We start from the raw sequence: 7,376 nt of genomic DNA, 5'->3' as shown, positions 1-7,376 counted from the left end.
ACCGCCGCGGCGAACGGCGTGATCTTCGCCTCCGCCAGCGCACGGACCGTCTCCCGGAGCATCTCGTGCTCCTCCGACGGGCGATACAGGTCGAAATCAGCGGAACCGGCCACGGTCACTCACTCCCACGCTTGCTAACTACCGTTAAGTAACCCAAATGGTAGGGCGTGCCCCGGCGCCGATCCAGGCCCCGACTATGCTCGGGCAGGCATTCAGCCCGACCTCACTGGAGACCGCATGGCCCTCAAGATCACCGTGATCGGCACCGGCTATCTCGGCGCCACCCACGCCGCGGCCATGGCGGAACTGGGATTCGAGGTGCTCGGCCTCGACGTCGTACCCGAGAAGGTCGAGATGCTCGCGGCCGGGCGGGTCCCCATGTACGAGCCCGGGCTCGAGGAACTCCTCGCCCGGCACGTGGACGGGATCGCCGGGTCCACTGGGCGGCTGCGGTTCACCACCTCCTGGGAGGAGGTGGGCGCCTTCGGCGACGTGCACTTCGTCTGCGTGAACACGCCGCAGAAGCACGGCGAGTACGCCTGCGACATGTCGTACGTCGACTCCGCCTTCGGCTCGCTCGCGAGCGTCGTGCAGGAAGGCGCGCTCGTCGTCGGCAAGTCGACCGTTCCGGTCGGCTCCGCCGAGCGGCTCGCCGCGCTCCTGCCCGCGGGCGTGGAGCTCGCCTGGAACCCGGAGTTCCTGCGCGAGGGCTTCGCCGTGCAGGACACGCTCCACCCGGACCGGATCGTCGTCGGCGTGGGCGACGGGGCGGCCGGCGAGCGGACCGAGAAGACGCTGCGCGAGGTGTACGCGGTGCCCGTCGCGGAGGGCTCGCCGTTCGTGGTCACCGACTTCCCCACCGCCGAGCTCGTGAAGACCTCGGCCAACTCCTTCCTCGCCACCAAGATCTCCTTCATCAACGCCATGGCCGAGCTCTGCGAGGCCGCCGGCGGCGACGTCGCCAAGCTCGCCGAGGCGATCGGGCACGACGACCGGATCGGCGCGAAGTTCCTGCGGGCCGGAATCGGCTTCGGCGGCGGCTGCCTGCCGAAGGACATCCGGGCCTTCATGGCCCGGGCCGGCGAGCTCGGCGCCGACCAGGCGCTGACCTTCCTGCGCGAGATCGACTCCATCAACATGCGGCGTCGCGCCTCCATGGTCGAGATGGCGCGCGACGCGCTCGGCGGCGGGTTCCTCGGCAAGCGGGTGGCCGTGCTCGGCGCGACCTTCAAGCCGGACTCGGACGACGTCCGCGACTCGCCCGCGCTGAACGTGGCCGGGCAGATCCACCTCCAGGGCGGGCAGGTCACCGTCTACGACCCCAAGGGCATGGACAACGCACGGCGGCTCTTCCCGACCCTGGGGTACGCGGACTCGGCGCTCGACGCGGTGCGGGGCGCGGACGTGGTGCTGCACCTGACCGAGTGGCGCGAGTTCCGTGACGCCATCGATCCGGTGGAGCTGGGGCGGGTCGTGTCGTCGCCCGTCATCCTCGACGGCCGCAACGCGCTGGATCCCGCGCGGTGGCGGGATGCCGGGTGGACCTATCGGGCCATGGGGCGCCCGCGGGCCTGACTCCCGCCGCCGCGCCATCGGGTGGGGAGGCGGGCACGGTGGGCTGAGCCGCCCGGGACCCGCGGAAGGGCCCCGCAGCGGCGAGGCCCTGACCGGCTGTCCGTCAACTCCCCTACGGGATCAGAGCGTTGCGTTCGAAGGGGAACGGCGGCCCTGTTCCTCGCGCGCCACCGCCTCCGCGTCCCTCAGCACCCGCACCGCGTTCGACCAGGTCAGCTTGGCCAGGTCCGGACGGGACCAGCCGCGGGTCAGGAGCTCCGCGATCAGGTTCGGGTAGCCCGCCACGTCGTCCAGGCCCGCCGGTGTGAACGCCGTGCCGTCGTAGTCGCCGCCGATGCCGATGTGGTCGATCCCGGCGACCTCGCGCATGTGGTCGAGGTGGTCGGCGACCGTCGAGGCCGTCGCGACCGGGCGCGGGTCGTCCGCCTCGAAGGCGCGGTGGATCCGCATCGCCGCGGGGGTGGTGTCGAGGTGGTGCAGGCCGTGGGCGCGCATGTTGTCGTCGGCCCGGGCGGTCCACTCCACCGCCGCCGGCAGGATGAACTTCGGCACGAACGTGGCCATCGCCACGCCCCCGTTGGCGGGCAGTCGCTCCAGGACGTCGTCCGGGATGTTGCGCGGGTGGTCGCAGACCGCACGCGCCGAGGAGTGCGAGAAGATCACCGGCGCGGCCGTGGTGTCGAGCGCGTCCCGCATCGTCGTGGCGGCCACGTGCGAGAGGTCGACCAGCATGCCGGTGCGGTTCATCTCGCGGACGACCTCACGGCCGAAGGCCGACAGGCCGCCGACGCCCGGCCGGTCCGTCGCCGAGTCCGCCCAGTCGTTGTTGTCGTTGTGGGTGAGCGTCATGTACCGCACGCCGAGGGCGTGCAGGGCGCGCAGGGTGGCGAGGGAGTTGTTGATCGAGTGGCCGCCCTCGGCGCCCTTGAGGGACGCGATGCGGCCCTCCTTGCGGGCCGTCTCCATGTCGTCGGCGGTCAGCGCGGGCGCGAGATCGGCCGCGTACCGCTCGATCAGCTGGTCGACGGCGTCGATCTGCTCCAGGGTGGCGCTGACGGCGTCGTCCCCGGTCAGGCTGGACGGCACGAACACCGACCAGAACTGGGCGCCGACGCCGCCGGACCGCAGCCGGGCCAGGTCGGTGTGGAGCGTGGCCGACTGGTCGGCGGCGATGTCCAGGCGGTCCAGGTCGTAGCGGGCCTGCTGACGCAGGGCCCACGGCAGGTCGTTGTGACCGTCCACCACGGGGGACGCGGCCAGGAGCTCCCTGGCCTCGTCGAGGCGGTCCGCCGCGCTCACTGGGCGAACCCGAAGCCGCCCGAACCCTCGACCTTCTGCCGCAGCCGCTTGCCCTTCTCCGTGGCCTGGTCGTTCAGTTCCTGCTGGAACTCCCGCATCCGGCCGAGCAGTTCGGGGTCGTGCGCGGCGAGGATACGGGCGGCGAGCAGGCCCGCGTTACGGGCCCCGGCGACCGAGACGGTGGCGACCGGCACACCGGCCGGCATCTGCACGATCGACAGGAGCGAGTCCATGCCGTCGAGGTACTTCAGCGGCACGGGGACACCGATCACGGGCAGCGGGGTGACCGAGGCGAGCATGCCCGGCAGGTGGGCCGCGCCGCCGGCGCCCGCGATGATCGCCTTCAGGCCCCGGTCCGCGGCGTTCTCGCCGTACGCGATCATCTCGCGGGGCATGCGGTGCGCGGAGACGACGTCGACCTCGTACGCGATCTCGAACTCGTCCAGGGCCTGCGCGGCGGCCTCCATGACGGGCCAGTCCGAGTCGGACCCCATGACGATGCCAATGAGCGGATTACTCAACGATCGTTCCTCGCAGGTAGTCGGCGGCGTGGCGGGCGCGCTCCAGCACGTCTTCCAGGTCGTCGCCGTAGGTGTTGACGTGGCCCACCTTGCGGCCGGGCTTCACGTCCTTGCCGTACATGTGGATCTTCAGCTGCGGGTCCCTGGCCATGCAGTGCAGGTACGCCGCGTACATGTCCGGGTAGTCGCCACCGAGAACATTGCACATCACGGTCCACTTCGCCCGCGGCCGCGGGTCACCCAGCGGAAGGTCGAGGACGGCCCGGACGTGGTTGGCGAACTGCGACGTGATCGCCCCGTCCTGGGTCCAGTGGCCGGAGTTGTGCGGGCGCATGGCGAGCTCGTTGACGAGCAGGCGGCGCGTGCCGTCGGCGTCGACGGCCTCGAAGAGCTCCACGGCCAGGTGGCCGACGACGCCGAGCTCCTTGGCGATCCGCAGGGCCAGCTCCTGCGCCTGGCCCGCGAGCTCGTCGGAGAGCCCGGGCGCGGGCGCGATGACGGTGTCGCAGACTCCGTCGACCTGCCGGGACTCGACGACCGGGTAGGCGACGGCCTGCCCGTGCGGGGAGCGGACGATGTTCGCGGCGAGCTCGCGCGCGAAGTCGACCTTCTCCTCGGCGAGGACCGGCACGCCCGCGCGGAACGGGTCGTGCGCGTCCGCCTCGGAGCGGACGAACCACACGCCCTTGCCGTCGTAGCCGCCGCGCACGGTCTTCAGGATGATCGGGAAGCCGCCGACCTCGGCGGCGAAGGCCGCCGCGTCGGCCGGGTCGGCCACGATGCGGTGCCGCGGGCTCGGCGCGCCGATCTCGTCGAGTTTCGCCCGCATCACCCCCTTGTCCTGGGCGTGCGCGAGGGCCGCACGACCGGGGCGGACGACGACGCCGTCCGCCTCCAGGGCCGCCAGGTGCTCCGCGGGCACGTGCTCGTGATCGAAGGTGATCACGTCGCAGCCGCGCGCGAAGTCACGCAGCGTGTCCAGGTCGCGATGGTCGCCGATGACGACCTCGCTCACCACCTGGGCCGCCGAGTCCTGCGGGGTGTCGCTGAGGAGCTTGAACTTGATGCCGAGGGGGATGCCCGCCTCGTGGGTCATTCGGGCGAGCTGACCGCCACCGACCATGCCGACTACCGGGAACGTCACCCTCTTAGGGTATCCGCACAAGTTGCGGACACTCGTCCGGCTGTGTTTTGTCACAGCCGCGTGTGCGTTCGCACACGGATCGCGAGCATCACGGGCAGGTGACAGGAGGGGTGGTTAGCATGGTTTGGTTGACGTCATCCCGGAGTCGTCCGGATGACAGCCCCCAACCGACGGGACAGAGCCATCACCATGAGTGAACCCGGCGCGCTGCGCATGCGAGTGGACCGGCTCGTCCGTGAGGTCGCCAAGTTCGGCGTCGTCGGCGGCCTCGGTGTCCTGGTGAACCTGGCCGTCTTCAATCTGGTGCGGCATGTCACCGAGCTGCCGGTCGTGCGGGCCAGCATCATCGCCACCGCCGTGGCCATCGCCTTCAACTACGTGGGGTTCCGTTACTTCACGTACCGCGACCGCGACAAGTCGGGGCGCACCAAGGAACTCACCCTGTTCCTGCTGTTCAGCCTGGTCGGCATGGTGATCGAGAACGGCGTTCTCTACGCGGCGACGTACGGGTTCGGCTGGGACACCCCGCTGCAGAGCAACTTCTTCAAGTTCTTCGGCATCGGCGTCGCGACCCTGTTCCGCTTCTGGTCGTACCGGACCTGGGTGTTCAAGGCGCTGCCCGCGAAGGAGGCGGTGCAGACCGCCGAATCGTTCCTGGAGCAGGCGCCCCGGCAGGCGGGCCACAAGCAGCCCGACCGGGTCTGAGTCACCCTTTCAGCGGACCGGGCGCTCGGCTTCCGGTTCCGTACGGCCCCTGACCTCCCGGCTCAGGAAGAGCGCGAAGACCGGCGGCTGCTGCTGGAGCAGCTCCAGACGGCCCCCGTCCGCCTCCGCGAGGTCCCGGGCGACCGCGAGGCCGATGCCCGTGGAGCTGCGGCCGCTGACCGCGCGCTCGAAGATCCGTGCCCCCAGGTCCGCGGGGACGCCGGGCCCCTCGTCGGTCACCTCGATCACGGACTGGTTGCCGGTGACCCGGGTGCGCAGCGCCACCGTGCCGCCCCCGTGCATGAGCGAGTTCTCGATCAGCGCCGCGAGCACCTGGGCGACCGCGCCCGGGGTGCCGACGGCCCGCATCCCCTGCTTGCCGGAGTGCACGATGGCGCGGCCCGCGCTGCGGTAGGCCGGCCGCCACTCCTCCAGCTGCTGCTTGATCACCTCGTCCAGGTCGAAGGCGACCGCGGAGCCCGTGCGCGGGTCGCGCGCGTTGGTGAGCAGCCGTTCGACGACGTCGGTGAGCCGCTCGACCTGGGTGAGCGCGATCGTCGCCTCCTCCTTGACCGTGTCGAGGTCGTCGGCGAGGGCGACCTCCTCCAGGCGCATGGAGAGCGCCGTGAGCGGCGTACGGAGCTGGTGCGAGGCGTCGGCGGCGAGCCGGCGCTCGGCGGTCAGCATCCGGGCGATCCGCTCGGCGGAGGCGTCGAGCACGTCCGCGACCCGGTCGAGCTCCGGCACCCCGTACCGCCTGTGCCGGGGCCGCGGGTCGCCTGAGCCGAGCCGCTCGGCGGTCTCGGCGAGGTCGGTGAGCGGCGAGGCCAGCTTGTTCGCCTGCCGTACGGCGAGCAGCACGGCCGCCACGACGCACAGCAGCGCCACCGTGGCGATGATCATCAGGGTGCGGGCCACCTCGTCGGTGATGACCGAGCGGGCCTCCTCGACGATCACCGTCTCGCCGCGCTCGCCCTCGGCCAGGCCCCGGATCACGTCGCCGCCCGGGCGGGTGCCGATCTCGATCGGCGTACGGCCCGGGATGCTGATCCGCGCCCACCGCTTGGCGCCGCTCTGGTCGGCCAGGATGTCCGGGTTGACGGGCTCGCCGCCGATGAGCCGGCTGTCGACGATGGAGACGATCCGCAGCGCCTCGGAGTCCACGCTCTCCTGGGCGCTGGAGGAGATGGTGCGGGTCTCGACGATCACCAGGGAGACCCCGAAGACGGCGATGACGACGAGCACCACGGCGAGCGTGGAGTTGATCAGGCGGCGGCGCACGGAGCGGGCCTAGCTCTTCTCGAAGCGGAAGCCCACGCCCCGGACCGTGGCGATGTAGCGGGGGTTGGCCGCGTCGTCGCCGAGCTTCTTGCGCAGCCAGGAGATGTGCATGTCGAGGGTCTTGGTGGAGGACCACCAGGTGGTGTCCCAGACCTCGCGCATCAGCTGGTCGCGGGTGACCACCCGGCCGGCGTCGCGGACCAGGACCCGCAGCAGGTCGAACTCCTTGGCGGTCAGCTGGAGCTCCTCGTCGCCCATCCAGGCGCGGTGCGACTCGACGTCGATCCGCACGCCGTGGGTGGTGGGCGCGGCGGCCGGCTCGGTGGCACCGCGCCGGAGCAGGGCCCGGACGCGGGCGAGCAGCTCGGCGAGCCGGAAGGGCTTGGTGACGTAGTCGTCGGCGCCGGCGTCGAGTCCGACGACGGTGTCGACCTCGTCCGCGCGGGCGGTGAGGACCAGGATCGGCACCGTGTGGCCCTCGGCGCGCAGCCGGCGGGCGACCTCGAGGCCGTCCATGCCGGGCAGCCCGAGGTCGAGCACGACCAGGTCGACGCCGCCCTGGAGTCCGGCGTCGAGGGCGGTCGGGCCGTCCTCGCGCACCTCGACCTCGTATCCCTCCCGCCGCAGGGCGCGGGCCAGCGGTTCCGAGATGGAGGCGTCGTCCTCGGCGAGCAGTACACGGGTCATGGGGTGATGGTAGTCCGCACGGCGGCGGCGCCGTGGCTTGATCCACCCGGCGGGCGGGCGGCCTGTGGATCTTGGCGCGTAAGGTACTTACGACCTTCGAATGCAGGCTGCCGGTTCCGGCGGAGCCTGTGATCCATCTCTCAAGTCCTTCCATATCCGGCAGT

Annotated in this window: 7 protein-coding genes; 2 read left to right on the top strand and 5 right to left on the bottom strand. The window is 71.5% G+C overall.

The genetic code is table 11. The features are described 5' to 3' along the window. Positions 1-237: 237 nt before the first annotated feature. Positions 238-1,575: a UDP-glucose dehydrogenase family protein gene (locus ACIGEZ_RS32845; protein ID WP_399838616.1), complete on the top strand. Its 1,338-nt coding sequence runs from the start codon at positions 238-240 to the stop codon at positions 1,573-1,575. A gap of 120 nt (positions 1,576-1,695) precedes the next feature. On the opposite strand, the gene ACIGEZ_RS32840 is transcribed toward ACIGEZ_RS32845, so the two are convergent. The 3 genes from ACIGEZ_RS32840 to ACIGEZ_RS32830 are packed head-to-tail and all read right to left on the bottom strand — an operon-like array spanning position 1,696 to position 4,539. Continuing rightward, positions 1,696-2,874: a dipeptidase gene (locus ACIGEZ_RS32840; protein ID WP_399838613.1), complete on the bottom strand. Its 1,179-nt coding sequence runs from the start codon at positions 2,872-2,874 to the stop codon at positions 1,696-1,698. After that, a complete protein-coding gene (purE, locus tag ACIGEZ_RS32835; RefSeq protein WP_399838633.1) occupies positions 2,871-3,368 on the bottom strand; it encodes a 5-(carboxyamino)imidazole ribonucleotide mutase in 498 nt (165 codons plus the stop codon). Before purE ends, ACIGEZ_RS32840 begins: the two co-directional genes overlap by 4 nt. A gap of 19 nt (positions 3,369-3,387) precedes the next feature. Beyond that, positions 3,388-4,539 (bottom strand): 5-(carboxyamino)imidazole ribonucleotide synthase, encoded by a 1,152-nt coding sequence (locus ACIGEZ_RS32830; protein WP_399838611.1) that lies wholly within the window; start codon positions 4,537-4,539, stop codon positions 3,388-3,390. A gap of 189 nt (positions 4,540-4,728) precedes the next feature. On the opposite strand from ACIGEZ_RS32830, the gene ACIGEZ_RS32825 reads away from it, so the two are divergent. Continuing rightward, a complete protein-coding gene (locus tag ACIGEZ_RS32825) occupies positions 4,729-5,244 on the top strand; it encodes a GtrA family protein (protein WP_399838608.1) in 516 nt (171 codons plus the stop codon). A 9-nt stretch (positions 5,245-5,253) separates the two neighbouring features. Here the strand turns inward: ACIGEZ_RS32825 and ACIGEZ_RS32820 are convergent, their stop codons facing one another. Together ACIGEZ_RS32820 and ACIGEZ_RS32815 are read right to left on the bottom strand one after the other, a co-directional pair. Beyond that, on the bottom strand, positions 5,254-6,525 hold the full coding sequence (locus tag ACIGEZ_RS32820) for an ATP-binding protein (protein ID WP_399838606.1): 1,272 nt from the start codon (positions 6,523-6,525) through the stop codon (positions 5,254-5,256). 9 nt (positions 6,526-6,534) lie between these two features. Further along, positions 6,535-7,212 (bottom strand): response regulator transcription factor, encoded by a 678-nt coding sequence (locus tag ACIGEZ_RS32815; RefSeq protein ID WP_132916780.1) that lies wholly within the window; start codon positions 7,210-7,212, stop codon positions 6,535-6,537. Positions 7,213-7,376: the final 164 nt, after the last annotated feature.

This window comes from Streptomyces sp. NPDC085481 (genome assembly GCF_044541845.1).
Lineage (GTDB): Bacteria > Actinomycetota > Actinomycetes > Streptomycetales > Streptomycetaceae > Streptomyces.
The sequence above is the reverse complement of the archived record's forward strand: the minus strand, read 5'-3'. Positions and strand labels throughout refer to the sequence as shown.